This is a genomic window from Microbacterium meiriae (assembly GCF_040686935.1).
GTDB classification, from domain to species: domain Bacteria; phylum Actinomycetota; class Actinomycetes; order Actinomycetales; family Microbacteriaceae; genus Microbacterium; species Microbacterium meiriae.
The window spans coordinates 42799-66176 of the sequence record NZ_JBFBMF010000004.1; the positions used below are offsets into that span (position 1 = coordinate 42799).

Here is a 23378-nt window from a genome sequence, read left to right on the forward strand (position 1 = left end):
TCGTGATGCCTGCGCAGGACGACCCCGCCGCAGCCCTCCTCCGCTCGAACCGCCGTCGCCGGCTCATCCGCCGGTGGGTCGCGATCGGGACGATCCCGCTCACCCTCGCGGCCCTGCTCTTCGTGGGCAAACTGCTGAGCATGTACGCGTTCGCCCACCAGGCCATCACCGCCTACGTCGTCGACGACTTCGCGGGTTCCGAAGCCTCGGCGCGTGGACAGGACGTCCTGAACTGGTTCGAGCCGTACAAAGCCCCCTACAACATCGGCACCGCACTGGCGGGTGCCGACGAGCTCCCCGCCTCCCGTGCGGAGCTGGAGCGCTCCCTCGACCTCGCGACCGGCCTGGAGGTCTGCCCGGTCCGGATCAACCTCGCTCTCGTCATCGAGCGGATGGGCGACGCCGCCAGGGCCGATGGCGATGGCGCCGGGGCGACCGCCCTCTACGGCGAGGCGCTGACCGTCACGGTCGAGACCCCGGAGGAGTGCCGCAGCGACGAGGCGCAGCAGCAGTCCCCCGACCCCGAGCGCGACATGTCGGACACCCTGGACAACACCGAGGACCGCCTCAAGCAGAAGCAACAGGAGCAGGAGCAGGAACAGCAGCCGCAGGAGCCGCAAGAGGATCAGGAGGAACCGCAGCCGTCCGAGGACAAGCTGCAGGACCTCCAGGACAAGCTCGAGCAGGGGACGCAGGAGCGCGACCAGCAACAGGGGGACGACCCCGGCGGCACGGGGACGGACAGGCCATGGTGAGTGATCACGAGCGGCAGCGCGCCCGCTACGTCGGCGGTACCGAGGGCGCCCCGCCCGTACCGCCGCCCGGAGGCTACCGCGGTGCCCGGCGGCAGCAGCCGATCGACCTCACGCCACCGGTCGATCCGCAGCTGCCCACGGAGGAGAAGAAGACCTCCACGACTGCGCTCGGCTGGATCGCTCTGGTCGCCGCGATCCTCTTCACCCTGATCCTGTTCGGCACGCTCGTGGTCGGCGGCACCGACCTGCTGTACGGAGTGACGATGATCACGCTGCAGCTCGTGGTGCTCGGAGTGATCGTGGCCGCGCTCTTCACCCCCGGCGGACGACGGCTCGGTGTCATCGCGCTCGTCCTCACCGTCCTGTTCAACGTCCCGACCGTGGGGGCACTCAGCGCTCTGCGCACCTCGGCATCCGGGAACTACGAAGGCGTGAAGACCGCGGAACAGCGGCACGCGGAGGCCTACCCCGGGATCAAGGGCACCTCCCCGCAGGAGGCGCTCACCCAGCAGTCCATGGAGGAGGTGCGCGCGGAGGCTGATTCCCTCTTCACCGACATCCGTGAACGGCTCACCGCGGACTTCGGGTTCACGTGGGTCCAGGTCGGCGACGAGGATGTCCGGCCGGAGCGGAACGGCTACGGCGGCGAGTCGATGCTGTCGGAGTACACGTCGGCGGCCTGGGCGACCGAGCAGCCCGTGCAGGGCTACGCGCGCAAGCTCGACGTGATGGCGGCGATCGATGAGGTCGTGGCGTCCCACGGCCTGTGGAACCTGTACTCGTTCAACGATCCGACGAACTCCGGCATCGACCCGTCCATGATCGCCAAGCTCTACGGCAGCGATGACCCTCGCACGCAGACGACGTGGGAGTACTACACGGAGAACTACCCCGACCCGCTGCGCTTCTACGCCAACATCTACGACCTGTCGAACGATGCCGACGGCGGCTTCCGCAGCTCGCGGGAGGCGCAGAGCGCGCGCACCGGCGAACCGATCGAGGGGCTCCAGCTCGTCGTGATCGCCGGCAAGGTGCTGAGCGAGGACGACCGCGCGGAGTTCGAGGAGCGGCTGCAGGACTACCCCGGCTTCGAGTGACCGGCCCGGTGCGAGGATGACGGGATGAGGCAGGGAGCGGTCGGCACGGTGCGGCTCGTCGAGCACGGCGGGCGGCGGCTGGTCGAGAAGCGCCTCTCCGATCCGGCCCGGCACCTCAACGAAGTGCGGGCCCTTCGCGGGCTCGTCGGCTCCGGGCTCCCGGTGCCCGAGGTGGTCGAGGAGCGGCCGGGCGTGATCCTCATGACCGCACTCCCCGGTGCCCGTCTCGACGACGCCGACGCCGACGTCCGGATCGCGGATCTCCGGGCCTCGGCACCCCTGCTCCGCGCCCTGCACCGGCTCGACCCGCCGGACGACCTGCTTCCCGCGCCGGACGACGCGGCCATCATCGAGCGGTATCGCGCCGCCGAGGCGCCGCGCCTGCCCCTGCACATCCCACCCTCGTCCGGAAGCGTCTTCTGTCACGGCGACTGGACGGACGGCAACCTGCTCGCGCAGCACGGACGCATCTCCGGGATCGTGGACTGGGAGGCCGCACACCGCGGCGATCCGCTGCGGGAGCTGGCGCGAGCCGCGTGGGGAGCCGCACGGAAGGATCCGCGCTCGGAGCGGGCGCTCATCGACGGTTACGGTGCGGATCCCGCGCGCGTCCGTGCGTGGTACCCCGTGCACGCCGCCGAGCTGTGGCTGTGGTTCGCGGAAGCCGGCCCTCCGGAGTACCTCGCCGCGCTCACCGCGGACCTGGAGAGGTGGTCGGGCTGACACCTCACCCGGTGATTCCCGGTCCATCCCCTCGATGATCGGCAGCGGCGTGGCTACACTGGCCGCACAGGGGGAGGGAGTGTCCGCATGATCAACGAACTCGATGAGCAGCAGTCCTACGAGTTGCTGGCGACCACCACGGTGGGCCGGATCGGATTCGTCGACGACGGCCTGGTGCAGATCCATCCGGTGAACTTCGTCGTCTCGGGGCACGAGCTGCTCCTGCGCACCTCACCGGACGGCCACCTGGCGGCGCTGTCCCGCGAGGCGGCCACGGTCTCCTTCGAGGTCGACTACCACGATCCGATCGGCGGCCTGGGGTGGAGTGTGCTGATGCACGGGGTCCTGTCGCCGGTTCCGGAGGATCAGGCGGCCGGGGCGGCGGCGCGGGTGCACCCGTGGGCCGGAGACGACCGTGATCTCCCGCTGTCGTTCCGCATCGAGCGCATCACCGGACGCAGCGTCCGCCGCGACCCCCGCACCAGCGGGGTCTGAACGCGCCCGCCGTCCCGTTCAGGAGGCGAAGGCGAGACCCGCGGCGAGCGCGAATCCGAGGACGGTCGCCAGCCCCGTGGACTCCTTCGCCTTCGACTGCGCCTCCGGGACCATCGAATCCACCAGCATGACGAGCAGCGCGCCCGCGGCGAAACCGCTCGCCCCGGAGCGGAAGACCTCGCCGGTCACGCTCGCCAGGGCGAACCCGGCGACGGTGGCCGCCGCGCACAGCACGGCGACCCCGGCCCACAGCAGCAGCACCCTGCTCCGTCGCATGCCGCCGTCGAGCAGGTCGGCGGCGGAGCCGATGGACTCCGGGAGGTTCGAGACGAGGATGGCGACGACGAGCGCGATGCTCACCGGCTCCCCCGAGGCGAGACCGATGCCGAGCACGAGCTGCTCCGGGATCCCGTCGAGGAGCGCCCCCACTGCGAGCTGGCCTCCCCCGGCCTCGCCCTTCTTCCTGGCGGCTCTGGCGTCGAGGATGCGGGCGGCGATGTAATAGCTGAGGGCTCCGAGCGCGACGCCGGTGACGAGGGGGATCGGACCACCGCGGTTGAGCCCCTCCTCCCAGAGCTCGAAGGCGATGGAGGCCATCAGGGCTCCGGCGCCGAAGCCCAGCACGATGCCCAGCCACCGCGGCGGCCACGTGCGCAGCATCGCGAGCGCCGCGCCGACGAACAGCGGAGCCGCCGCGACGGCTCCCCACAGAATCGCTCCACCCATGCGCCCATCTTCCCGCCGACCCACCCCTTTCTGCGCGAGCCACCCCTCTGCGTGCGTCCGAAAGGGGCCGGAACACACGAAAGGGGGTGGGTCGCGCGCCGATAGACTGGGAGCCATGTCCAAGGTCCTCCAGTCCCTGCCCGTCGGCGAGCGCGTCGGCATCGCCTTCTCCGGAGGACTCGACACCTCCGTCGCCGTCGCGTGGATGCGCGACAAGGGCGCCGTGCCGTTCACCTACACGGGCGACCTCGGCCAGTACGACGAGGACGACATCGCCTCCATCCCCGGCCGCGCGCTGGAGTACGGCGCCGAGGCCTCTCGTCTCATCGACTGCAAGACGGCGCTCGTCGAAGAGGGCTTCGTCGCGCTCTCCTGCGGCGCCTTCCACATCCGCTCCGGCGGCAAGACCTACTTCAACACCACTCCCCTCGGCCGCGCGGTCACCGGCACGCTGCTCGTGCGTGCGATGCGCGAGGACGGCGTCGACATCTGGGGCGACGGCTCGACCTACAAGGGCAACGACATCGAGCGCTTCTACCGCTACGGCCTGCTCGCCAACCCCCGCCTGCGCATCTACAAGCCCTGGCTCGACGCGGACTTCGTCACCGAACTCGGCGGTCGCCAGGAGATGAGCGAGTGGCTCGTCGCGCACGGCTTCCCGTACCGCGACTCGGCCGAGAAGGCGTACTCGACGGACGCCAACATCTGGGGCGCGACCCACGAGGCGAAGACGCTCGAGCACCTCGACGTCTCGCTGGAGATTGTCGACCCGATCATGGGCGTGAAGTTCTGGGACCCCTCCGTCGCCATTGAGACCGAGGACGTCTCGGTGACGTTCGAGGGCGGCCGTCCGGTCGCGATCAACGGCGTCGAGTTCAGCGACCCGGTGGCCCTGGTGCAGGAGGCGAACGCGATCGGCGGGCGCCACGGCCTCGGCATGAGCGACCAGATCGAGAACCGCATCATCGAGGCGAAGTCCCGCGGCATCTACGAGGCCCCGGCCATGGCGCTGCTCTTCATCGCGTACGAGCGCCTCGTCAACGGCATCCTCAACGAGGACACCCTCGCGACCTACCATGAGCAGGGCCGGCGCCTTGGTCGCCTCATGTACGAGGGCCGCTGGCTTGAGCCGCAGTCGCTCATGCTCCGCGAGTCCATCCAGCGCTGGGTCGGCTCGACGATCTCGGGCACCGTGACGATCCGCCTGCGCCGCGGCGACGACTGGACAATCCTCGACACGGTCTCCCCGAACCTGTCGTACGGGCCGGAGAAGCTGTCGATGGAGCGCGTCGGCGACGCCGCGTTCGGCCCGGTGGACCGGATCGGCCAGCTCACGATGCGCAACCTCGACATCGCCGACTCCCGCGCGCGCCTGGAGCAGTACGCGGGCCTCGGCCTCGTCGGCGGCGCGACCGGCGAGCTCGTCGGCCGCGTGACCGCCGGCGAGTCCTCCGAGATCACCGAGTCCGTGCACGGCTCGATCTCGGAGGCTGACGAGAACCTCGCCGACGCGGTCGACACGGCCTCCGAGCGCGCGGCCTTCGACTCCGGTACCGACTGAGCGCACGGGGCGCCGCGGGCGACCGTGCACCCGCCCCCGTGATCAGGACGCCGCGGCGAGCGGATGCGCCGGCGCCACGGCGCGGTCGACGATCCCCGGCAGCACGTCGTCGAACAGCGCGATGAGGGCGGCGCGCATCGCCGCCGCGTCGCGTCCCGGCAGCACGACGGCGATCCGTACGACCGCGGCGCGCACGTCCGACCAGTCGAAGACACCCCCCGCGCGACGGGCGACGCACGCGAGAAGCGTCCCCAGGCTCCCGACGAGCTCGGCCCGCTCCGCGTTGCCCTCGATCCGCGCGAAGGCGACCGCGAGAGCGCGCAGGCCGTCGCCGAACGCGGAGCCGTCCCGCCACCGCACCGCCAGTGCCACGTCCTCGACGAGCTCGTCCAGGTAGTCGAGGTCGTCCGCGTGGAGCACTGCCGTCGTGCGTCGGACGGAGCCGATCCAGACGTCGCCGAACAGGGCCACCACATCGCGCGCGCGGTCGCCGTCGAAGGCGGTCACCCACCGGGTGCCGTCGCGGCGCACCGCGATGAGTCCGACAGCGGCGAGGCCGTCCAGGGCACGGAGGACATCCGCCGGCGCGGCACCGAGGGCGGCTGCGAGCCCCCGCTCGTCCACCCGCGTGCCCGGCGCGAGCGCCCCCGAGACGATCGCATCCGTCAGCCTGCCCTGCAGGCCGCCGTGCCGATCCCCTCCCGCCGATGTCCCGCTCACCGCGCGTGCATCATCCTTCTTCTCGATCATGGCGTCCCCCCGCCGTTCCATGGACCGATCCCGCCGGAGCCCCGGTCCGGACCGGTCTCTCCACTGAGAATGCGCCGAAGCGCGACGCGTAACATAACACGACCTTCCCCGGAGGAGCGTCGGCGCCCTGCCTCGCGGTCGGTACGCTGCGAGGTTGCTGAGTTATCTTGCACAGTACTGTGCATGTTATTACCATGGACGGATGACCACTCGCGCCCTCCGTCGCGACGCTGCAGAGAACCGCGCCGGCATCCTGTCCGCGGCTCGCAGCGCCCTTGCCTCCGACCCGCACGCCTCCCTCGACGCGATCGCCCGGACCGCCGGCCTGTCGCGCCGCACCCTCTACGGACACTTCGAGGATCGGGACACCCTGATCCGCGAACTCGTCTCCACCGGCGCCCAGCGCTTCAATGCCATCGCCGCCTCCATCGACGACCCCGACGCCCGCCTCGCCCTGGCCCGACTGGCCGCCCGGCTCTGGGAGGAGGCGGCGCACATCCAGGTCGCCGCCGCGCTCGCCCTCGACGAGGCGCACGTCGAGCACACTGCCGCCGCCCTCGCGCCGTTGCGCCGGAGCGTCGCCGCCCTCGTGCGGAGGGGACAGGAGGACGGCAGCTTCCGCACGGATCTCGCCGCCCCCATGCTCGCCCGACTGATCGAGGAGATGGCGCGCACGGTCGTCTCCCGCACCGACGCGCAGAGCAGTGGCGCCGGAGACGTCGCCGTCCGGGCCGTGCTCAGCATCGCGGGACTCTCCTGGCGCGAGGCGGACGAGCTGCTCTCGTCTCACCCGGACATCACCGCCGACGACCAGGTGGTCCGCGCATGAGGATCACACTGCACGATGTCAGCAAGGGTCGCGCCGGACAGGCTCTTCCCTCCATGAGCCTCGAGTTCCACTCGGGCGCGGTCCGCTACGCGCTCGCGGAGACCGAGCAGCGGCCGACCGTGCTCGGCCTCATCGCGAGCGGGCGGATGCGCCCGGACACGGGCCGCGTCACCATCGATGCGGCGGCGAGCCCGAAGGAACTGCGTCGCCGCGTCGCCCTCGTGGACGCGCCGGACGTCAGCGACCCGCACCCGGACATCACCCTCGCCGGGGTGGTCGGTGAGGAGTTGATGTTCGCCGGGCGCGGTGCGACCCCGCTCCACGCCCGACGCTGGCTCGGCCGGGTGGGATACCAGGAGCTCGCCTCCGTCCCCATCGGCTCGGTCGACCCGGCCGCCCGCGTGCGCATCCTGTGCGAGCTCGCTGTGCTCCGCGAGGGCGTCGAGGGCATCGTCCTCGTCGCCCCGGATCGCCACGGCGGCAGCCCGGACGGATGGTGGCGCATCGCGGCCGAGTTCGCGGACCGCGGGTACGCGATGCTCGTGATCGTCGGCGGTTCCGCCGCCGTCGCTCTCGAGCGCATGCACGAGTTCGATGCGATCAACGCGTCCGGTCCCGTCGAGCCACTGGTCCTCGAGCGTCCCGACGACGAGGCCGTGACCGACGACGACCCGCTGGCCGAAGACGAACCGCTGACCGAAGACGAAGTACCGTCCGAGGACGAAGCCCCGTCCGACGAGGAAGGAGAAGCGCGATGAAGGTCCCCGCCATGATCGCCGCCGAACTCCGCCGCCTGACCGCGAGCCGGATGGGCATCCTCGCCCTCGTGGCCCTCATCTGCGTGCCGATCCTCTACGGCGGCCTCTACCTCTGGGCGAACCAGGATCCGTACGCGAAGTTCTCCGAGGTCCCCGTGGCCCTGGTGGTCGACGACGAGGGCGCTCCCGCCCCCACGACCGGCACCGAACCGGCGAGCGGCGAGACGGTCAACTACGGGGAGGACGTGGCGGAGAACCTGATCGAGGGGAACGCGTTCGACTGGCAGCGCATGACCGAGGACGAAGCCGCCGACGCCCTGCGCCACGGCGCGGTCGACTTCACCGTGACGATCCCGGCCGACTTCTCCACCGCCCTCACCTCCGCGGCGGGCGACGACCCGCACCAGGCCAGGATCGAGCTGGAGACCAACGACGCGAACAACTACCTCGCGTCGTCGATGGGATCGCAGGCCGTCGAGAAGATCCGCAGCTCCGTCGCCGAGATGGTCGGCAGCGAGGCCGCGGAGCGACTGCTGACCGGCCTCAGCGACGTGCGCGACAACCTGGTCTCCGCGACCGACGGCGCCACGCAGCTCGTCGACGGCGCGCGCAGCGCCGCCTCCGGGAGTACGACGCTCGCCGACGGGACGGCGAAGCTCGCCGACGGCTCCGCGCAGCTCGCCTCCGGGGCCCGGACGCTCGCCGACGGCGCGCAGCAGGTGAGCGCGGGCAACCGCCAGCTCGCCGACGTCGCCGACCGGGCCGGAGCCGCGGTACAGGAGGCGACGGACGCGCTGCCGCAGGTGCGCTCGGACATCGCCGACCTCCTGACGGAGCAGGGACTCGCGCCCGAGGAGATCGACGAGGTGCTCGCCCGCCTGGATCCGCTCGGAACCCGGATCGAGGAGGGCAACGCGCAGGTGCAGGACGCCGTCGGCAAGGTCGACCAGCTCGCCGCCGGTTCCGCCTCACTGGCATCGGGGGCGAGCGAGCTCGCCGGCGGCGCCGGCACCCTCGCGACGGGCGCGGCCGCGGCGAACTCGGGCGCGGCCCAGCTCCGCGATGGCCTGAAGACACTGTCCTCCGGGACCGCGGAGCTGCGGGACGGGCTCGCCGACGGTGTGCAGGCGATCCCCGCCTCCACCCCCGACCTGCGCTCCCTGCAGGCCGACACGATCGCGGACCCGGTGAAGGTCTCCAGCGACAAGGTCGCCTCCGCGGAGGACTACGGCGCCGGCCTCGCCCCGTTCTTCGCCGCCCTCTCCGCGTGGATCGGCATCTACGCGCTGTTCCTCATCGTGAAGCCGATCTCCCGCCGGGCCGTCACGGCGCTGCACTCCCCGATCCGGATCACGCTCGCGGGCTGGCTGACGCCGGCGATGCTCGGCGCGGTGCAGATGCTCGGCCTCATGGGGATCCTGGCACTCACGCTCGGCTTCACGTTCGATCATCCGCTCGGCACGCTCGGGGTGATGATGTTCGCCTCGGCCACGTTCGCCGCGATCATCCTCGCCCTCAACGTCTGGCTCGGGTCCGTGGGGCAGTTCCTCGGCCTCGTGCTCATGGTGCTCCAGCTCGTCACAGCGGGCGGGACGTTCCCCTGGCAGACACTGCCCGCTCCCCTCGCCGCGCTGCACCACGTGCTGCCCCTCGGCTACGTCGTCGATGCCATGCGCCAGCTCATGTACGGCGGGGACTACGCGAGAGCCGGCTGGGACCTGGCTGTGCTGGGCGCCTGGCTCGTCGGGGCCCTGTTGCTGGCGATGATCGGTGTCACCCGCATGACGCACCGCCGTACGCTGCGCGATCTGCAGCCCAGCCTCATCGGCTGACCCTCCCGCTCGCCGCGGACCATCCCGCAGCGAGCGCGGGGCGGCTATGATGCGAGAGCGCGTACCCGTGAAACGCGCACTGGGGCTCGGTGGGACTGAGTCTCACCTGGCTACCCGAAAGAGTTCTCGACGATGATGACCGATTCGACGGCGTCCGCCGTTTCCCCGCGCCCCTCTCTCGGCGCTCGCATCGGACGCATCGCGTTCCTCGTGGTCGCCGCCCTCGTGGTGGTGGCCGTCGCGGGCGCGTTCTTCGTGACCTGGACGATCCAGCGCTCCTTCCCGCAGACCTCCGGCTCGACGACGCTCGAGGGGCTGAAAGCGGAGGTCACCGTGCAGCGCGACGCCAGCGGGGTGCCCACGATCACCGCCGACTCCTCGGACGACCTCTTCTTCGCCGAAGGCTTCGTGCACGCGCAGGACCGGTTCTTCGAGATGGACTTCCGCCGGCACGTCACCTCCGGCCGAGTCGCCGAGCTGTTCGGTGCCTCCCAGGCCGGCACCGACGCGTTCCTGCGCACGCTGGGCTGGCGCACGACCGCCGAGGCCGAGGTCGAGGCGATGGACGACGTCACCCGCGGCTACTACGAGGCCTACGCGGACGGCGTCAACGCCTACCTGTCCTCCCGCTCGGGCGCAGAGCTCTCCCTCGAGTACGCGGTCCTCGGACTGCAGAACCCCGACTACGAGCCGGAGCCGTGGGAACCCGCGGACTCGGTGGCGTGGCTGAAGGCGATGGCCTGGGATCTCCGCACCAACGTCGAGGACGAGACCGAGCGGGCACTCCTCGCGGGGCAGCTCGCCGAGGACCCGGAGGTCGATGTGGAGGCTCTGCTCGGCACGCTCTATCCGGACTACCCGTTCGACCGGAACCCCATGATCGTGCCCACCATCTCCACGGTCCCGCCGCTGGAGACCGGCGCTGAGCCCGCCGCCTTCACCGTGCCCGAGGGCAACGACGAGGCGCAGCAGGCGCTCACCACGGTGGAGTGGGAGGAGACGTCGTCCGTCATCGAGGCGGCGAGCATGCTCGTCGGCGACGTCGGCGAGGGGATCGGCTCCAACTCCTGGGTCGTCTCCGGCGACCTCACCGCATCCGGGATGCCGCTGCTCGCCAACGACCCGCACCTCGGCGCCTCGCTCCCGTCGGTCTGGTACCAGGTGCAGCTGAAGTGCTCGACGGTGGACGAGGACTGCCCGTTCGACGTCGGCGGGTTCTCCTTCTCGGGGCTTCCGGGCATCGTCATCGGACACAACCAGCGCGTGGCGTGGGGCTTCACGAACCTCACCACCGACGTCACCGACCTGTACGTCGAGCGCATCGAGGGCGACTCCTACTGGCGCGACGGCGAGCTCGTGCCGCTGGAGGAGAGCACGGAGACCATCGAGGTCGCCGGCGGGGACGACATCGAGCTCACCATCCGCTCCACCGTGCACGGACCGATCATCTCCGGCCTCACGGATGACTTCACCGGCATCGCGGACGACCCGACGCCAGGGCTCACCGCGGAGGGCGCCGTTCCGGCCGCTCCCGGCTCGGATGCCGCCGAGTACGCGGTGAGCCTGCGGTGGACGGCGCTCGACCCCGGCACCACCGCGACGGCGATCTTCGCGCTGTCGACCGCCCAGGACTTCGACGACTTCCGCCGCGCGGCCTCCCTGTTCGACGTCCCGGCGCAGAACCTCATCTACGCCGACGTCGACGGCAACATCGGCTACCAGACCCCCGGCCGGCTCCCGATCCGCGGTGCCGGCGACGGCTGGATGCCGCAGCCCGGGTGGGACAGCAGCTACGACTGGACCGGGTACATCCCGTTCGAGGAGCTGCCGGTGTCGTACAACCCCAGCTCCGGATACATCGTCACGGCCAACAACGCCATCGTGACCGACGACTACGAGCACTTCCTCTCCCGAGACTGGGATCAGGGATACCGCGCCGCCCGCATCGCCCACCTCATCGAGCGCCGGGCCGCGGCCGGGCCCCTGACGGCCGACGACATGCGGGACATCCAGATGGATGGCGAGATGTGGATCGGCACGCAGCTCGTCGCCGCGATGAAGGACATCGAGGTCGAGGGAGCCGGTCCGCAGCAGGCCGTCGAGATGCTCCGCGGCTGGGACGCGCAGAACAGCGCCTCGTCGGCGGGCGCCGCGTACGCGAACGTGCTCTGGTCGAACCTCGTGCAGAACATCTTCGCCGAGCGCGAGCAGCCGCTGCCGATCGACGGTCAGGGCCGGCTGTTCACCGTCGTCGGAGCGATGCTGGAGAACCCGGCGGACCCGCTGTGGAGCAACCCCCAGCTCGATGTCGAGGGCCGGGACGAGATGCTCGCACTGTCGGCCGAAGAGGCGTACGACGAGCTGTCCGCGCTTCAGGGCACGGACGTCGCGCGGTGGAACTGGGGCGATCTGCATGCCCTCACCCTCACGAGCGACACGTTCGGCTCGTCAGGCATCGCCCCGATCGAGGCCCTCTTCAACCGTGGTCCGTATCCGGTCGGCGGCGGCGCCTCCGTGGTCGATGCGACCGGGTGGCAGCTCGGCGTCTCGTACGCCACAACCACCGTGCCCTCCATGCGGATGGTCGTCGATCTCGCCGACTTCGACGACTCGACGTGGATCCACCTCACCGGAGCCTCAGGGCACGCCTTCCACGAGCACTACGTCGATCAGACCACGGACTGGTCGACGGGGGTGCAGCGGTCGTGGGCGTTCACACCGAAGGCCGTGAAGGCGGCAGCGGTCGACACCCTGACGCTCACGCCCGCCGGCTGAGAGGAGCGTGGAGGGTGCTCGGCTAGCGTGGACAGGTGCCCACCAGCTACCTCGCCCCGAAGGGGACGCCGGCCACCCTCCTGGAGTTCGAGCACGGAGGAGCGACCCTGATCGCCGAGACCTTCGGCGACGGACCGCCCACCTACCTCCTGCTGCACGGCATCGGCATGGGGCGCAGCGTCTACCTCGACCTCACCCAGCGGCTGCAGGGGCGGGTGATCGCGCTCGACCTCCCCGGCTTCGGTGAGGCGCCCGAGCCCACCCGCACCCTGACCATGCAGCGGCACGCCGACCTGGTGGCCGCCTATCTCCGGCACGTCGACGCGGACCCGGTGGTGGTGATCGGGCACTCGATGGGGAGTCAGATCGCCGCGGAGCTCGCCGCCCGGCATCCCACCCTCGTCGCCGGAGTCGTGCTGGCGGGTCCGACCGTCGACAAGGCCGCCCGGAACGTGGGCGCCCAGGCGCGATACCTGCTGCAGGACCTCGTGGGCGAACGACCGCTCGTCATCTGGCGCGGTGCCCGGGAGTACCTTCGCGGCGGCCCGCATCTGATCCGCAAGATGCGCGCGACCATCGTGCACAAGCCCGAGAAGGCCTTCGTGCGCATCAAGTGCCCGGTGCTGGTGCTGCGCGGGGAAGACGACCCGCTGGCGCCGATGAGCTGGTGCCAGGTCATCCTCGACGCGATCCCCGGCGCGGAGCTCGCCGTCATCCCCGACCACGGCCACGGCACCCTCATCAGCGACTCGGAGCCCGCCGCCCGCCTGATCGAGGCCTTCGCCGCCCGCACCTGACCCTTCGAATCGCTGCCCGCACCCCCTCGGGTCCGTCGGCCGTTCATAACTCAGGAGATCGCGGCGCGTTGGGGCGGCTCGGCGGCCGAGGCAGGCTGCGGCTGCCCTTTCTCCTGAGTTGTGAACGGCGCGCTCCGACGAGCCGGGGCCCGAGCGCCTCGATAACCTCCCGCAGCGCCTCTCGCGTGCCTGCGGGGTCGGAGAGGATGTCAGCGGCGAGCGGCCGGATCGTGACATAGCCGAGACGAGCGGCCGCCATGTCCCGCGCACGATCCCGCTGCTGCTTCGCCCAACCCTCGTGAAAAGCGCGGCTGTCGCACTCGACGATCAGCCATCCATCGACGACGAAGTCGACTCGACCCACGCCGGGGATGTGGACCTGTGTCTCGAATGAGGCACCGAGTGACCGGAGGAGGAGCCGCACGAAGGTCTCCGGCCCCGACTCGGATGACGCGTCGGCCAGGGCGAGCACCGCGCCGAACCGCTGCGGCAGCCGAGCGAAGATCGCGCGCAGTTCGTCCATCGTGATGAGGCGCTGATGAAGGAGGCTGTCCAGGGTGGCCACCGACGCCCGAGGCGACTGGCATCGGACGGCATGCCGTACGGCCGCATCCAGGGACGTGACGTGCAGCGTACTCGCTGCGCCGTCCTCTGCCCAGTGCACCCTGTGAGCCTCCGCGTCTCGGCGCCCCAACCGCGAGCGATGGGGCTCGACCTGCACGTGCACACCGTGGGCCGCGAGCACGAACACCCCGAGCATCTGGAGAAGGGAGACGCAGGTGACGCGACCTCCGATCCGCACGGCCTCCGCGACGACAGGATCCGCATCCGGACGGGCGTATCGGTCCCGGCGCAGTCGCAGAAGCCGCCCGCTCCGCACCAGGGCGGTCAGCTCGCGCCCCCTCAGCCCCGCGGAGCGAAGATCCGCTCGAGTGAAGACCGTGGAGTCGAAGACCTCTGTTGCGCGCTGGGGTCCGGAGTGGGCGATCACATCCCGGAGGATGCCCGGCGCGACACGGCGGCACGGGGAGTGAGGCCGGGTGTGGAGTGTCCGCTCCGGATCGCGAGGCGGTGGAGGAGAAGTGGGGGGCCGCGCACGGCGTTCACAATTCAGGAGAATCCGTCCCCCATCCGACCTGAGCGCACGCGCGGCCCGATGACGCCGCAGATCTCCTGAGTTGTGAACCGACGGCGGGCGGAACCGGCTACGTCGGCGCCGAGGCGGTCAGCCGGCGGCGGGAGGGGTCTGCTTCGACTCGGCGAGCTCGTCGACGACGAGACCCCGCTGCTCGATCGTGCCGTTGCGGTAGGCCTGGCGACCGACCATGTGCGCGGACAGGGGGGCGGTCGCGAACTGCATGAGTACCACGGGCGCCACGAGCACGAGACCGAACAGCACGCCGCCGATCGACCGCTGCGACAGAGCGATCGCGACGCAGATCAGCAGCAGCCCGAGCACCTGGGGCTTCGTCGCGGCGTGCAGTCGCGTCGGCACATCGCGGAAGTGCAGGAGCCCCACGGAGGCGGAGAGGCAGAGGATCGCCCCGAGCAGGATGAGGACGAGCACCGCCACATCGACGACGGCATCCGGGATCATCAGACCGAACACGTTCATGGTGTCGTGTTGTCCCTTCTCGCGACGAACCGGGCGACCGCGATCGACCCGAACACGCCGACCGCCGCGATGATGAGCAGCACGGGGATGTTGCGGGTGTGGCCGTTGATGGCCATCTCGGCGCCGAGCACGCACATGACCTCGGTCAGCAGCACGTCGGCAGCGACGGCGCGGTCGAGGATCGAGGGGCCGCGGACGATGCGGATCACGGCGAGGATCGCAGCCACGGCGAACACGGCGAGGATGATGAGGAGCAGGGTGTTCATCGGGCACCGCCGATCGTCGCGGGGTCGATGCGGCCGGCGCGCTCGTCGGACTTGAGCGCACGGTACTGGGTCGGGTTGCCGAGCGCCCGGACGATGCGCTTCTCCCAGCCGAGGACGCCCTGCCGCTGCTTCTCGACGTCCTCCTTGCTGCGCACGCCGATCACGTGCAGATAGAGGATCCCGCGGTCGCGGTCGGCCTCGACGACGAGGGAGCCGGGGATGAGCGACGACACCACGGCGACGTGGGTCATGACGAGGTCGTCGGCGTAGCGGAGGGGTACCGCGACGATGGCGGTACCCGGCTGGCGGCGGAAGTCGAACACCTGCGCCGTCACGGAGAGCGCGCCGCGGAGGATCGCGAACAGGAACTGCACGACGAACAGGGCCCCGTACCAGAGGTTGACGCGCCCCGAGAGCTCGACCGTGGGGAGGCGGAACACCCGCGTCACGAAGATCGCCACCACGAGTCCCGTGAGGAAGGACAGCACCGTGAACTGGGCCCACAGCAGCATCCACAGCACGATCAGCCAGGCGAGGAACGGCAGCTGCATGCCGATGTCCCGCCAGACGCGCTTGGTGTCCGGGCTCATCCCTCCACCTCGTCTTCCAGCTGTACGAGGTTGACCGGCTGCAGCAGGCCCGCCCCGATACGGTCGCACAGAGCGTACAGCGGTCCGGCGAAGATCGTCAGGGCCAGTGTGACCGTGACCATGCCGGCGGTGGCCATGGTCATGATCCTCGGAATGTGCCGGCGCTCCTGCTGCTCATCCGCGGCGGGGGCTCCGGTGAGGTAGGAGATGCGGCCCTCGGTCTCGGTCGAGTCCTCCTCCTCGCGCCAGAAGGCGAGGTTCCAGGCGCGCATGAGCGCATACAGGGTGAGCAGCGAGGTGATGATGCCGCCGAAGATGAGCACGATCATCAGCGGCGTGCCCACGGAGGCCGCGGCCTCGAACAGGGCGAACTTGCCGATGAACCCGGAGAACGGCGGCAGACCGCCCAGGTTGATGGCGGGGATGAAGTACAGCAGCGCGATGACGGGGGCGATCTTCAGCAGGCCCTTGACCCTCAGGATCGACGTGCTGCCCGCGCGACGTTCGATGAGTCCCACCGCCAGGAACAGGGTGGTCTGCACGACGATGTGGTGGACGATGTAGTACACGGTCGCGCCGATGGCGGCCGGGGTCGCGATCGCCAGACCGAAGATCATGTAGCCGACGTGGCTGACGAGTGTGAACGACAGGATCCGCTTGAGCTCGGCTTGCGCGACGGCGCCGAGGACACCGACGACCATGGTCGCCAGCGCGATGATGAGCAGCAGGGTGTCGATGCTGTTCGAGGCGAACAGCTGCGTCTCGGTCCGGATCAGCGCGTACACGCCGACCTTGGTCAGCAGGCCGGCGAACACGGCGGTGACCGGCGCGGGGGCCGTCGGGTAGGAGTCGGGCAGCCAGAACGACACGGGGAAGATCGCGGCCTTGATCCCGAAGGCGACCACGAGCATGAGGTGCAGGACGAGCTGCGTGTCCTGTGGGAGCTCCGACATGCGCTCGGCGATCTGGGCCATGTTCACCGTGCCGAGGGCACCGTAGATCATCGCGATCGACGCGAGGAACAGGATCGACGACACGAGCGAGACGACGATGTAGACCGCCCCGGTGCGGATGCGGGACTCGGTGCCCCCCAGGGTGATGAGCACGTACGAGGCGACCAGGAGGATCTCGAACCCGACGTACAGGTTGAACAGGTCGCCCGCGATGAAGGCGTTGAAGATACCCGCGGCGAGGATCAGGTACGAGGGGTTGAAGATCGAGATCGGGGTCTCGTCTGCACCATCAGCGACGCCCTGACCGATGGAGAAGAGGAGGACCGCGAGCAGGACGATGCTGGAGACGAGCACCAGCAGAGCGGCGAGACGGTCGACGTAGAGGACGATGCCGAACGGCACCGGCCACCCGCCCACGGACACCGCGAGCGGGGAGCCCGCGTCGACGACGACGAGCAGCACGGCCGCGATGACGGACACGACCGCGAGCGTGGCGACGGTGACGAACACCTGCAGGCGCGCGTTGCGACCGAAGACGAGCGTGATCGCGGCACCGAGGAGCGGCAGGGCGACGAGGAGGGGGACGAGCGTGGTCATGGCCTGCCCTCCCCGTCTGTCGTGTCGTCGTCCCGGTCCGCGTCGGCCTCGTCCGCGCCGTCGGGTTCCGGCTCCGGCTCCGGCACGTACGGCGCGTCGTACGGCGCGTCATCGTGGATCGCCGGGTTGTCGCGCATGTGCAGGACGGTGATGGGCGCGGTCTGCACGCCCACGAAGTCGGTCGTGGCGTCGTCGTCGTCCGTCTCGGACTCGTCGTCCATGAGGTCTTCGTCTTCGTCGGTGCGCTCCCGCAGCGCGATGTCGGCCTCGTCGTCCTCGACCGTGTCCGCCTGACCGAGCTGCCAGGAGCGGTAGATGAGCGCCAGCAGGAAGGCCGAGACGGCGAACGTGATGACGATCGCGGTGAGCGTCAGCGCCTGGGGCAGCGGGTCGCTCAGGTCGCCCTCCGTGCCGAAGAACGGTGCGTTCCCCGGTACGCCCATGACGATGAGCAGGAGCAGGTTCGTGGCGTTCCCGAGCAGGAGGAAGCCGATGAGGACGCGGGTGAGGCTGCGCTCCAGCATCGCGTAGACGCCGCAGGCGAAGAGCACGGCCATGATCGCGATGAGGGCGAGCGAGACGTCCATCAGCCGTTCCCCCCGGTCCTCGAGGAGAAGTCGACGGCGGTGCTCTCACCGGGGCGGAGCGCCGCCTGCCGGTCGACCTCGGCGCCGAGGCTGCGGAGCACGTCGAGGACGAGTCCGATCACGACGAGGTAGACGCCGATGTCGAAGATGGTCGAGGTGACGAACTCCATATGCCCGATACCGGGGATCTCCCACTCCCAGAAGGTGCTGGTGAGCGGCGCCATGCCGAAGAACAGCGGCACGACGGCGGTGCCCACGGCGAGGATGAGGCCCGCGCCGAGGAGTCTTCCGGCATCGGTCGGCGCGGCGGCGCCCAGCTCCCAGCGGCCTCCCGCGATGTAGCGCATCACGAGGGCCATGCCCGCGACGAGCCCGCCCGCGAAGCCGCCGCCGGGGAGGTTGTGCCCGGCGAAGAGCAGGAAGATCGACACGACGATGATCGTGTGGAACAGGATCCGGACGATCACCTCGAGCAGGATCGACCGGTTCTCCGGCTTCATCTTCTGGCCGCCCACGAGCCAGGCGCGCGGTGCCGAGCGGTTCTCCGCGGTCTGGAAGCGCACGCCGTCCGTGGTCTCCACCAGCGGCCGGCTCCGTGCCGACTTCCGCACCGAGCGGGGCAGGGTCTTCGTGGCGGCGAGCAGGTCGGCGCGGTGCGTCACGAACACGAGAGAGGCGACACCGGTCGCGGCGAGCACGAGCACGGACAGCTCGCCCATCGTGTCCCAACCGCGGAGGTCGACCAGCGCCACGTTCACGACGTTCTTGCCGTGGCCGATCTCGTACGCGATCTCCGGGAAGATCGCCGAGATGGGGTCGGCCACGCGGGACTGGGTCGCGACGACGGCGACGAACGCCATGGTCAGGCCGACGCCGATCCCGAGGAGGGCGCGCGGGATGCGGCTGACGGAGGCGTTATGCTCGCCCATCCGCGCAGGAAGGCGGCGCAGCACCAGGGCGAAGGTCACCATCGTCACCGTCTCGACGAGGATCTGGGTGAGCGCGAGGTCCGGTGCTCCGCTGGTCGCGAAGAGGACGACCATGCCCAGGCCCGTGACGGAGGCGAGCACGACCCCGGTGTAGCGCTTGCGGGCCCGCACGGCCACGACGCCGGCGACGGCCATGATCGGGGCCACGGCGAGCTGTGCCGGCGTGTGCCAGAGCGAGAGCTGATAGCGGTCGATGTCGCTCGCCACGAGCGCGGTGACCTCGGCGGCGACGAAGGCGACGAAGATCGTCCCCACGTAGACGGGCAGCGAACCCCGCTGGGTGAGCGTCGTGCTCAGCACCGAGAGCCGGTCGATGCCGCGCATCACCACGTAGTAGGCGTCGGCGGCCGTGAACGGCAGCAGTCGCGGACGACGGTCCCACCCGGTCCGGCGGGTGAGGAGGAAGAGGCCGATGCCGAGCAGGATCGACAGGATCGAGATGCCGAGAGCGGGTTCGAGGCCGTGCCAGAGCGCGAGGTGTCCCGGGCCCTCGACGGCAGCGCCCTCGTGGTCGAGTCCGGGGGTGGCGGTCAGCGCATAGGGCTGCAGCGCGACGTCGAGCGCGGGGGCGCCGATCCCCGCGGCGAGCGTCACCCCGGCGAGGATGATCGGTGCCGAGAGGAAGCCGACCGGCGGATCGGGCCAGACCGTATCGGGCTGCCGCTGTCCGTCGGCGTCGCGCTTGGTCCAGAACGCGCCCCAGAGGAAGCGGACACCATATGCCGCGGTGAGCATGGATCCGAGCGCGACGCCGATCAGGGCGACCAGACCCCACACGGAGCCGCCCAGCGCATCATCCAGCAGCGCCGTGAGCGTCGACTCCTTCGCCACGAATCCGATGGTCGGAGCCACCCCGGCCATCGAGGCCACGGCGATGAACGCGGCCGTGGCCATGACCGGCGCCTGCCGGCCGACGCCGGAGAGTTCGGTCACGTCACGGGTGGAGAGCTGGCGGTCGATGACGCCGACGATGAGGAACAGCGCCGACTTGAACAGCGCGTGCCCGATCACCAGCGCGATGCCGGCGAGGGCGGCCGCCTGCGTGCCGTAGCCGACGACGACCGCGAAGAAACCGAGCTGGCTCACCGTGCCGAACGCGAGCACACGCTTGAGGTCGGTCTCCCGCAGCGCCTGGATGCCCCCGAGGAGCATCGTGAGGATGCCGAGGGTGAGCACGATCGGCCGCCACGTCGGGCTGAACGCGAAGATGGGTGCGAAGCGGGCGATGAGGTAGATGCCGGCCTTCACCATGGCCGCGGCGTGCAGGTAGGCGCTGACCGGTGTCGGGGCCGCCATGGCGCCCGGGAGCCAGAAGTGGAAGGGGAAGAGCGCCGACTTGCTGATGGCGCCGATGAGGAGCATGACGATCGCCGCATCGACGATCGGACCGGTCGGCGCGATCGCGAGGATCTCCCGGATGCTCGATGTCCCCGCGTCGACGACGAGGAGCACGACGCCGACGAACATGACGAGTCCGCCGAGCGTGGTCACCAGGAGCGCCTGGAGCGCGGCACGTCGGCTGGCGGCGCGACGTCGGTAGTGGCCGATGAGGAGGTAGGAGAGGATGCTCGTGGCCTCCCAGAACATCACGAGCATCACGAGGTCGTCGGTGAGGACGAGACCGTACATCGCGCCGGCGAAGGCCAGGAGGACGCCCGCGAACTGCCCGATCCCGGCCGCCTCGTCGTGGAAGTACCAGCGGCAGTAGAGCAGCACGAGCGCGCCGACGCCGGTGACGATGAGCGTGAGCACCCACCCGAGGACGTCCATGTTCATGGACAGGTTCAGCCCGAGCTGCGGGATCCACGGCACCGAGACGAACGGGACCGGGCCGTCGAGCACCTGCGGCGTGAGCACGAGGGCGTGCACGAACGCGGCGGCCGGGACGAGGGCGGCGACGGCGAAAGCCTGAGCTCCCAACCAGCGCACCAGAACGGGCATCAAGAGCGACCCGAGAAGGAACACTGCGAGGAGCATCAGCATATACGCGGCTCCTCGGGGCTCGTCGGCCGTACGGCTCAGGCGGGCGGTGTCCGTCCAGTTTACCGGGCCGAGGCGCCTGTCGGCTCCGCGAGCTTCGAGATCGCGTGTCAGAGTGGTCGCATGCGGCGGGTCCGGGGGCGGGAGCTGGCGGGGTGGGTGGCCGCGCTGGGACTCGCGCTGATCGCCGTCGGATACCTGGCGTCGTCACCCCGGTCGACGTTGATGTTCGACGACGGGGACTCGCTGATCGTGGCTCTGGTCGCCCGATCGATCCTGGACGGCGGCGGGGGCGACTGGGCGATGTCCAGTGTGCTCTTCCTTCCCGAGATCGCGGTGTTCACGGCCCTCGACGCCGTGCTGCCCTTCGACGTGGACGGCGTGCTGGCGGCCAACGCGGTGGTGAACGTGCTCGCGCTCTACGGGGCGATCCGCCTCGCCGCCGGTCGGCGCGTCGAGGGTCGGGCGCCGGTCGCCTGGTCGGTCGCGGCCCTCGCGACGTTCTGTCTCCTCATCCTCACCGAGTCGTCGACGTCGCGCGACGCGCTCGAGCTCGCGTCGCTGATGCTGACGACCACGTACTACTCGGCCACGGTCGTGGGCGTGCTCCTCGCCGTGGCTCTGTGTCGGCGCGTCCTCGACGACACCTCTGGAGGCGTGACGCCGGCGATCGCCCTCGGTGCGGTCGCGGCGGTCGCGACCATGAGCAATCCGCTGTTCGCCGCATGGGCCACGGTGCCGCTCTCCCTGATCCTCGGCGCTGTCTCCCTCGCTGCGCCCCCGGTCCGGCGTCACGCGCCGGCCCTGATCGGGGCCCTGGTCGGGGGCAGCGCTCTGGGCTTCCTCGGTCGCATTCCGTTCTCGGCATGGATCGCGAACTCCGGCGCGGGCTACGTGCAGCCCTCGGAGTGGGCCCACGCCGTCGAGTACTACGCGGGACTCGCGATCGAGCGCCTGTCCACGCCCGGCGGCGTGCTGGTCGCGGTCGTCATCGTGACGCTGACGGTGCTCGCGGTCGTGCGGACGGCGCACGCGTCGGACAGCGGCATCCGCCTCGTGGCGATGGCAGCCTGGGTCCTCCCGCTCTTCGTGATCGTCGGCGGCATCGCGGCGGGAACCCACGCGGCCCGGTACCTGCAGCCGCTCGTGTTCGCCCCGATCCTCGCCCTCGTCGCACTCCCGCGCGTCCGGATGCCGCGAGCCGCGGTGACTCGCGTCGTCCCCACCGTCGTCGCCATCGCCCTCCTCGTCGGCAGCGCGGCGGCCGTGCCGCGCATCGTGCAGGCGGCGAGCGCGCCCGACCGCGATCTCGCCTGCGTGACCGACTGGGTGAACGCGTCGGGGCGCACCGGTGCGGGACAGTTCTGGACGATCCGACTGCCCAAGCTGCACGCGTCGGATCCCGCCCGGCTCGTGCAGGTCGATCACGAGCTGCACGGCTACGCCTGGCTCGTCGATCGTCGGGACTTCGCCGTGGGTGCGGTGTCGTTCCTCGTCGAGGACACGCAGACCGTGCCGTGGAACCTGCGGACCGCCGCGGAGCCCACCGCCCTCGTCGAGTGCGGGCGGTACCGCATCCTCGACTACGCGCCGGCGACGCTTCCCCTCGGGCCCGCGCGTTCGTGACCGGTGCGCGCTGTCAGCGCGAGGGGGGCGGTGCGGTCGTCGTGCCGGCGCGGAACACGCAGTGCAGGTCCTGGGTCACGCCCGGCTCCCCGCGCAGCATCCGGGCGACCTGCTCCCCGGCGGCCCTGCCCTTCTCCACCGCGGGCTGCACGCTCGTGGTGAGGGTGAGATCGCCGAGGCCGTCGAGCGGGATCCCGTCGAAGCCGGCCACCGAGAGGTCTTCGGGGACACGGAGTCCGAGTTCCTCCGCGGCACGGATCACGCCGACGGCGAGCAGGTCGCTCTGCGCGAGCACGGCGGTCGGCCGGGTGGCGGGATCGGCCAGCAGCATCCGGCCGACGAGGATGCCCTCGTCGATGAGGCTTCCGGAGGCCGAGATCGCCGGGGCGTCGGGGAAGATCTCACGCATCCCGGCGAGACGGTCGACCGTCACGTCGACGGTCGCGTTCGCCAACCGCTCCGGCGTGATGAGGGTGCGCTCGCGCTCCGCGTCCAGCGAGAGGGTGACGAGCGCGACGTCCTGATGACCGAGGTCGCGCACGTGACGGGCGATGTCGGCGGAGGCGGCGACGTTGTCCAGCGTGATGCGCGGCACGTCGAGCCCCGCATCGCCCTCGATGACGACGACCGGGAGACCACGTCCGAGCACGATCTCCAGGGACGCGCGGGTGCGCCCGGAGCATCCGATGAGCACCACGGCGTCGACGGGAGCGCTCGCGATGGCAGAGCCGTCCTCCCCCGGCTCGTCGCGCATGAGGAGGATCCCGGCGCTGAGGTCGGCGAGGCCGTCGGTGAGGCCGTCCATCATCGCGGTCGTGACCGGATCGAGGAAGGCCGCGCGCAGATGTCCCTCCAGGACCACCGCCACGATGCCGCTGCGCCCGCGCCGGAGGGAGGCGGCGCGCGGATCGGGGCCGGTGTAGCCGAGGTCGGTCGCGGCGGCGAGCACCCGGTCCCGGGTGGCGGGTGCGACCTTGGCCTTGCCGCTGAAGACGACGGACGCGGTCGAGGTGGCGACCCCCGCCTCGCGAGCCACATCGGCGATCGTGGGCCGTCGCGGCGTCTCCCTGGTCATAC

21 protein-coding genes are annotated in these 23378 nt (G+C 70.7%); 11 read left to right on the plus strand and 10 right to left on the minus strand.

Going from position 1 to position 23378, the window contains the following annotated elements; all coding sequences use genetic code 11:
• Positions 1–5: 5 nt before the first annotated feature.
• From AB0P08_RS13425 to AB0P08_RS13440, 4 genes are all read left to right on the plus strand, one after another.
• Positions 6–755, plus strand: a complete 750-nt coding sequence (locus tag AB0P08_RS13425; RefSeq protein WP_187664061.1) for a hypothetical protein — start codon at positions 6–8, stop codon at positions 753–755.
• A complete protein-coding gene (locus tag AB0P08_RS13430; protein ID WP_363590181.1) occupies positions 749–1852 on the plus strand; it encodes a DUF4064 domain-containing protein in 1104 nt (367 codons plus the stop codon). Before AB0P08_RS13425 ends, AB0P08_RS13430 begins: the two co-directional genes overlap by 7 nt.
• Before the next feature lie 24 nt (positions 1853–1876).
• Entirely contained in the window at positions 1877–2575 is a 699-nt protein-coding gene (locus AB0P08_RS13435) for a phosphotransferase family protein (protein ID WP_363590182.1), read from the plus strand.
• 87 nt (positions 2576–2662) lie between these two features.
• On the plus strand, positions 2663–3070 hold the full coding sequence (locus tag AB0P08_RS13440; protein WP_187662849.1) for a pyridoxamine 5'-phosphate oxidase family protein: 408 nt from the start codon (positions 2663–2665) through the stop codon (positions 3068–3070).
• An 18-nt stretch (positions 3071–3088) separates the two neighbouring features.
• Here the strand turns inward: AB0P08_RS13440 and AB0P08_RS13445 are convergent, their stop codons facing one another.
• Positions 3089–3796 (minus strand): ZIP family metal transporter, encoded by a 708-nt coding sequence (locus tag AB0P08_RS13445; protein ID WP_363590183.1) that lies wholly within the window; start codon positions 3794–3796, stop codon positions 3089–3091.
• Between the two features lie 115 nt (positions 3797–3911).
• On the opposite strand from AB0P08_RS13445, the gene argG reads away from it, so the two are divergent.
• Entirely contained in the window at positions 3912–5357 is a 1446-nt protein-coding gene (gene argG, locus AB0P08_RS13450) for an argininosuccinate synthase (RefSeq protein WP_363590184.1), read from the plus strand.
• A gap of 42 nt (positions 5358–5399) precedes the next feature.
• Here argG and AB0P08_RS13455 read toward each other — a convergent pair whose 3' ends face one another.
• Complete coding sequence (locus tag AB0P08_RS13455) at positions 5400–6128, minus strand: GntR family transcriptional regulator (protein WP_363590185.1); 729 nt, start codon at positions 6126–6128, stop codon at positions 5400–5402.
• A 181-nt stretch (positions 6129–6309) separates the two neighbouring features.
• Between AB0P08_RS13455 and AB0P08_RS13460 the strand changes: the two genes are divergently transcribed.
• The 5 genes from AB0P08_RS13460 to AB0P08_RS13480 all read left to right on the plus strand — a co-directional run bounded on the left by AB0P08_RS13460 (position 6310) and on the right by AB0P08_RS13480 (position 13098).
• Entirely contained in the window at positions 6310–6936 is a 627-nt protein-coding gene (locus AB0P08_RS13460; protein WP_363590186.1) for a TetR/AcrR family transcriptional regulator, read from the plus strand.
• Positions 6933–7694 carry a hypothetical protein gene (locus tag AB0P08_RS13465; protein WP_363590187.1) on the plus strand — a complete coding sequence of 254 codons (762 nt, stop codon included), beginning with the start codon at positions 6933–6935 and terminating at the stop codon, positions 7692–7694. Before AB0P08_RS13460 ends, AB0P08_RS13465 begins: the two co-directional genes overlap by 4 nt.
• Positions 7691–9526 (plus strand): YhgE/Pip family protein, encoded by a 1836-nt coding sequence (locus AB0P08_RS13470; RefSeq protein ID WP_363590188.1) that lies wholly within the window; start codon positions 7691–7693, stop codon positions 9524–9526. Before AB0P08_RS13465 ends, AB0P08_RS13470 begins: the two co-directional genes overlap by 4 nt.
• A 135-nt stretch (positions 9527–9661) precedes the next feature.
• The gene (locus AB0P08_RS13475) at positions 9662–12301 is read left to right on the plus strand and encodes a penicillin acylase family protein (protein ID WP_522727318.1); all 2640 of its coding nucleotides are present in this window, start codon (positions 9662–9664) and stop codon (positions 12299–12301) included.
• Between the two features lie 35 nt (positions 12302–12336).
• On the plus strand, positions 12337–13098 hold the full coding sequence (locus tag AB0P08_RS13480; RefSeq protein ID WP_363590190.1) for an alpha/beta fold hydrolase: 762 nt from the start codon (positions 12337–12339) through the stop codon (positions 13096–13098).
• A gap of 43 nt (positions 13099–13141) precedes the next feature.
• On the opposite strand, the gene AB0P08_RS13485 is transcribed toward AB0P08_RS13480, so the two are convergent.
• The 7 genes from AB0P08_RS13485 to AB0P08_RS13515 form a co-directional block, all read right to left on the minus strand.
• Positions 13142–13663: an endonuclease domain-containing protein gene (locus AB0P08_RS13485; protein ID WP_363590191.1), complete on the minus strand. Its 522-nt coding sequence runs from the start codon at positions 13661–13663 to the stop codon at positions 13142–13144.
• Positions 13664–14323: 660 nt separating this feature from the next.
• Entirely contained in the window at positions 14324–14713 is a 390-nt protein-coding gene (gene mnhG / locus AB0P08_RS13490) for a monovalent cation/H(+) antiporter subunit G (protein WP_071328007.1), read from the minus strand.
• A complete protein-coding gene (locus AB0P08_RS13495) occupies positions 14710–14979 on the minus strand; it encodes an MrpF/PhaF family protein (RefSeq protein ID WP_187662839.1) in 270 nt (89 codons plus the stop codon). The genes mnhG and AB0P08_RS13495 overlap by 4 nt, the downstream gene beginning before the upstream one ends.
• Positions 14976–15569 carry a Na+/H+ antiporter subunit E gene (locus AB0P08_RS13500; protein ID WP_363590192.1) on the minus strand — a complete coding sequence of 198 codons (594 nt, stop codon included), beginning with the start codon at positions 15567–15569 and terminating at the stop codon, positions 14976–14978. The genes AB0P08_RS13495 and AB0P08_RS13500 overlap by 4 nt, the downstream gene beginning before the upstream one ends.
• A complete protein-coding gene (locus tag AB0P08_RS13505) occupies positions 15566–17119 on the minus strand; it encodes a Na+/H+ antiporter subunit D (RefSeq protein ID WP_259954137.1) in 1554 nt (517 codons plus the stop codon). Before AB0P08_RS13505 ends, AB0P08_RS13500 begins: the two co-directional genes overlap by 4 nt.
• Entirely contained in the window at positions 17116–17706 is a 591-nt protein-coding gene (locus AB0P08_RS13510) for a Na(+)/H(+) antiporter subunit C (protein ID WP_232089137.1), read from the minus strand. The genes AB0P08_RS13505 and AB0P08_RS13510 overlap by 4 nt, the downstream gene beginning before the upstream one ends.
• Complete coding sequence (locus AB0P08_RS13515; protein ID WP_363590193.1) at positions 17706–20678, minus strand: Na+/H+ antiporter subunit A; 2973 nt, start codon at positions 20676–20678, stop codon at positions 17706–17708. The genes AB0P08_RS13510 and AB0P08_RS13515 overlap by 1 nt, the downstream gene beginning before the upstream one ends.
• Before the next feature lie 120 nt (positions 20679–20798).
• Here AB0P08_RS13515 and AB0P08_RS13520 point away from each other — a divergent pair, with 120 nt between their 5' ends.
• Positions 20799–22301 (plus strand): hypothetical protein, encoded by a 1503-nt coding sequence (locus AB0P08_RS13520; protein WP_363590194.1) that lies wholly within the window; start codon positions 20799–20801, stop codon positions 22299–22301.
• A 13-nt stretch (positions 22302–22314) separates the two neighbouring features.
• Here the strand turns inward: AB0P08_RS13520 and AB0P08_RS13525 are convergent, their stop codons facing one another.
• Positions 22315–23376, minus strand: a complete 1062-nt coding sequence (locus AB0P08_RS13525) for a LacI family DNA-binding transcriptional regulator (protein WP_259954141.1) — start codon at positions 23374–23376, stop codon at positions 22315–22317.
• Between the last annotated feature and the right edge of the window lie 2 nt (positions 23377–23378).

Bases quoted from the DNA above. Each gene is read 5' to 3' on its own strand.
- AB0P08_RS13425 (WP_187664061.1), top strand. From the start codon at position 6: ATGCCTGCGCAGGACGACCCCGCCGCAGCCCTCCTCCGCTCGAACCGC.
- AB0P08_RS13430 (WP_363590181.1), top strand. From the start codon at position 749: ATGGTGAGTGATCACGAGCGGCAGCGCGCCCGCTACGTCGGCGGTACC.
- AB0P08_RS13435 (WP_363590182.1), top strand. From the start codon at position 1,877: ATGAGGCAGGGAGCGGTCGGCACGGTGCGGCTCGTCGAGCACGGCGGG.
- AB0P08_RS13440 (WP_187662849.1), top strand. From the start codon at position 2,663: ATGATCAACGAACTCGATGAGCAGCAGTCCTACGAGTTGCTGGCGACC.
- AB0P08_RS13445 (WP_363590183.1), bottom strand. From the start codon at position 3,796: ATGGGTGGAGCGATTCTGTGGGGAGCCGTCGCGGCGGCTCCGCTGTTC.
- argG (WP_363590184.1), top strand. From the start codon at position 3,912: ATGTCCAAGGTCCTCCAGTCCCTGCCCGTCGGCGAGCGCGTCGGCATC.
- AB0P08_RS13455 (WP_363590185.1), bottom strand. From the start codon at position 6,128: ATGGAACGGCGGGGGGACGCCATGATCGAGAAGAAGGATGATGCACGC.
- AB0P08_RS13460 (WP_363590186.1), top strand. From the start codon at position 6,310: ATGACCACTCGCGCCCTCCGTCGCGACGCTGCAGAGAACCGCGCCGGC.
- AB0P08_RS13465 (WP_363590187.1), top strand. From the start codon at position 6,933: ATGAGGATCACACTGCACGATGTCAGCAAGGGTCGCGCCGGACAGGCT.
- AB0P08_RS13470 (WP_363590188.1), top strand. From the start codon at position 7,691: ATGAAGGTCCCCGCCATGATCGCCGCCGAACTCCGCCGCCTGACCGCG.
- AB0P08_RS13475 (WP_522727318.1), top strand. From the start codon at position 9,662: ATGACCGATTCGACGGCGTCCGCCGTTTCCCCGCGCCCCTCTCTCGGC.
- mnhG (WP_071328007.1), bottom strand. From the start codon at position 14,713: ATGAACGTGTTCGGTCTGATGATCCCGGATGCCGTCGTCGATGTGGCG.
- AB0P08_RS13495 (WP_187662839.1), bottom strand. From the start codon at position 14,979: ATGAACACCCTGCTCCTCATCATCCTCGCCGTGTTCGCCGTGGCTGCG.
- AB0P08_RS13500 (WP_363590192.1), bottom strand. From the start codon at position 15,569: ATGAGCCCGGACACCAAGCGCGTCTGGCGGGACATCGGCATGCAGCTG.
- AB0P08_RS13505 (WP_259954137.1), bottom strand. From the start codon at position 17,119: ATGACCACGCTCGTCCCCCTCCTCGTCGCCCTGCCGCTCCTCGGTGCC.
- AB0P08_RS13510 (WP_232089137.1), bottom strand. From the start codon at position 17,706: ATGGACGTCTCGCTCGCCCTCATCGCGATCATGGCCGTGCTCTTCGCC.
- AB0P08_RS13515 (WP_363590193.1), bottom strand. From the start codon at position 20,678: ATGCTGATGCTCCTCGCAGTGTTCCTTCTCGGGTCGCTCTTGATGCCC.
- AB0P08_RS13520 (WP_363590194.1), top strand. From the start codon at position 20,799: ATGCGGCGGGTCCGGGGGCGGGAGCTGGCGGGGTGGGTGGCCGCGCTG.
- AB0P08_RS13525 (WP_259954141.1), bottom strand. From the start codon at position 23,376: ATGACCAGGGAGACGCCGCGACGGCCCACGATCGCCGATGTGGCTCGC.